Raw genomic sequence first — 2,998 nt, 5'->3', positions numbered from 1 at the left:
CCCCGGCCGGCCGCCGCACCCGCGCCGTCCGGGGTGGCCGGCGCGGCGGCGGTGGACGCCGGATCGGGGTGGGCGGCCGGGTCCGCGACCGGGCAGGCCACCAGGACCGCGGTGCGGTGCAGGCAGCGCGGCGCCAGCAGGCAGCTGCACCGCGCCTGCTCCGGGTCGGTGACCGCGCCGGCCGGCCCGGGCGCCAGGGTGACCAGGGCCTCGGGGCCGCAGTCAACCGAGACGCCCCCGTCGACCCGGCCGACCGGCACAGCGGCCAGCCGTTCGACGGTGGCGTCCAGCCGCCCGTGCAGCCGGGGTGGCAGGGCCGCCACCGCCGCGGCGGTGACCCCCGGCAGCACCGGCGGCAGCCGGTCGGTGTCCACGGCGGTGGGTGTGCGGTCCGTCAACGTGATCCTCCGCGTACGCGGTCGCCCACCCAGCGGGCGAGTTCGAGCGGGCTGAGAGCGGCGACCGGCATCCCGGCCGCGACGAGCTGCTCGGCGACCGGCACCGAGTAGCAGGGCACCCCGCTGTCGTTGAGCGCGGCGCAGCCGAGCAGGTGCACCCCGGAGCCGGCCAGCGTGCGGACCTCGCCGAGCAGCCCGGCCAGCGGGTAGCCCTCCTCGAAGTCGCTGACCACCGCGACGATGGTGCGGCTCGGCACGGTCACCAGCGAGCGGGCGGCGGCCAGCCCGGCGGCGATGTGCGTGCCGCCGCCGACGCGCACCTCCAGCAGCAGCGACAGCGGGTCGTCGACCCGGTCGGTCAGGTCGACCACCTCGGTGGAGAACGCGAGGAAGTGGGTGGACAGGGTGGGCACCCCGGCCAGTACGGCGGCGGTCAGCGCCGACCACACCACCGACGCCTCCATCGAGCCGGAGACGTCGACCACCAGCACCAGCCGCCAGTCGGCCTCCTTGCGGGTGCGGCTGTTGAAGACCGGGCGCTGCGGCACCACCACCGTCCGGCCGTCGCCGAGCCGCTGGGTGTGCGCCAGGTTCGCCCGCAGCGTACGGGCGAGGTTGATCCGGCCGCCGGGGCGGTACGACGGACGCGGGTTGGTCAGCCCGGTCAGCGCCGGGCGCACCTGGGTGGCCAGCTGCCGGGTCAGCTCCTCGACCAGCCGCCGGACCAGTGGCCGCAGCTTGGCCACGTGCGCCTCGGGCAGGCCGCCGGCCAGCGACAGCACCGAGGTCAGCAGCTCCATCGAGGGACGCACCGTCGCCGGGTCGAGCTCGGCGAGCACGTCGGTGCGGCCGGTCTCGGCCGCCCGGGCGATGACCTCCTCGCGTACGGCGGTGCCGAACAGGGCCTCGAGTTCGTCGGCCCACTCGCGCGCGGTCGGGAAGGACGCCTCCTGGCCACCGCCGGTGCCCTGACCGAGGTCGGTGGCGCCCTCGCCCCGGCCTGCCCCGTACAGCTCGTCGAGGGCGCGGGCGTAGCGGCGGGCGTCGGCCGGCAGGTTGTCGGGTTGGCGGCCCAGCAGCAGCCGCCACCGGTCCGTGGGGGTGAGCCGGGCCTCCGGGGCGTCCGGCCCGGGCGCGGCCTCGGCCGGTGCGGGGGCGTCGGCGGCGGTCGGGGTGCCCGGGATCGGGAGGTGGCGGGCCACCAGGGCGGCCCGTCCGGCCGCGTCGGCGGTGGCCCAGCGGGCCAGCAGCTCCGGCGGGGCGGACAGGCTCAGGTCGAGCCGGTCGCCGAGCCGTTCGGTGACGGTGTGCAGCAGCCGGTCCCGGGCCGCCGGGGTGAGCACGTCGAACCCGCCGCGCAGCGCCGGCAGCCGGTCCAGGAAGTCGGCGTCGGGCAGCCGCTCGATCCGCTCCAGCAACGGGTCCAACGCGGCCGGCGCGGACTGCAGCAGCGGATGGGTCGCGGTGAGCAGGCCGGCGAGCAGCCGGTGCAGGTGTCGCCGGGTGTCCGGGCCGGTCGCGGCGTCGATCCAGCCGCCCACCCGGGCGCCGAGGGTCTCCACGTCGGCCAGGTCGAGCAGCACGCGGGCGGCCAGCGCGGCGCCCTGGATCAGCGACGAGCCGGCCCGGGCCAGGTGGTCGAGGGCCTCGTCCAGGCGCAGGCCGATGCGGTCCTCGCCGGCCCGCACCGCGAGGTCGACCAGCGCGGCGGCGTCGGCCGGGGCGTCGCTGCCGGCCAGGCCGGGCAGCCCGCGCACCGCCGCGTCGAGCAGCACCCCGGCCAGCTCCGCCGCCCGCTGCCGGCCGTCGGCGGTGGTGCCGGGCAGGTGCTCCCGACGCAGCGCCTCCAGCAGGTCCAGGGCGGCCAGCAGCTCGGGAAGCGTGCCGGTGCCCGGCAGCACCGCGGCGGCCAGGTCGAGCCGGTCGGTGACCAGCTCGGGCAGGTCGCACCGCGCGGCGTCGTGCAGCCCGGTGAGCAGTTGCGCGGCGGTGGGACCGCCGTCGGCGGCCTCCCGGCGGAACCGCTCCCGCAGGGTGCCGGCGGCGGCCAGCGCGGCGGTCACCCCGCGTACGCCGACCAGGTCCAGTCGGGCCGCCACGGACGGCGTCCAGGCGAGTTGCCAGCGGGTGGTGAGGGCGGCGCCGTCGCCGGTGCCGGCGACCGCGATCTGCTCGCCGTAGCCGACGCCGCAGATCTGGAGGCGCTGCAGCAGGATCTCCCGCCGCCCGTCCAGCTCGGTGCGCAGCGGGTCCAGCCGGACCTCGCGGGGTTTCGGGCTGTCCGGGTCGGGCAGCCGCAGCGCGGCCAGTTCCGCCTCGACGGCGGGGCCGAGCCCGGACCGGGGCGTGCCGGGGGCGATCCGGCCGCGCTCGGTGCCGACCAGCACGGTCTCGAGCGCCTTGGCCAGGGCCCGGCCGCGGCCGAGCAGTTCGCCCTGGCCGAGCACGGTGGTCACCGCCTCCAGCACCTCGCCCCGGCCGGGGGCGGGCAGGTCGCGCAGCCGGGCCAGGTCGTCGGCCAGCCGTACCGTCTCGGCGGCCTCGCCGGTGCCGGCGGTGTGCCCATGTACGCCCGCGCGTTCGACCTCGACATCCGCTGG

2 protein-coding genes are annotated in these 2,998 nt (G+C 78.5%); both read right to left on the bottom strand.

Translation table 11 applies throughout. The features are described from left to right. The coding region (locus tag ACWENR_RS30255; RefSeq protein WP_452280353.1) for a hypothetical protein at nucleotides 1-398 on the bottom strand (398 nt) is incomplete at its 3' end. Further along, a partial coding sequence (locus ACWENR_RS30250) for a DUF5682 family protein (protein WP_452280352.1) occupies nucleotides 395-2,998 on the bottom strand: 2,604 nt, incomplete at its 5' end. The genes ACWENR_RS30255 and ACWENR_RS30250, both read right to left, overlap by 4 nt.

This window comes from Micromonospora sp. NPDC004336 (assembly GCF_053602615.1).
This window is presented reverse-complemented; position numbering and strand designations above follow the sequence as displayed.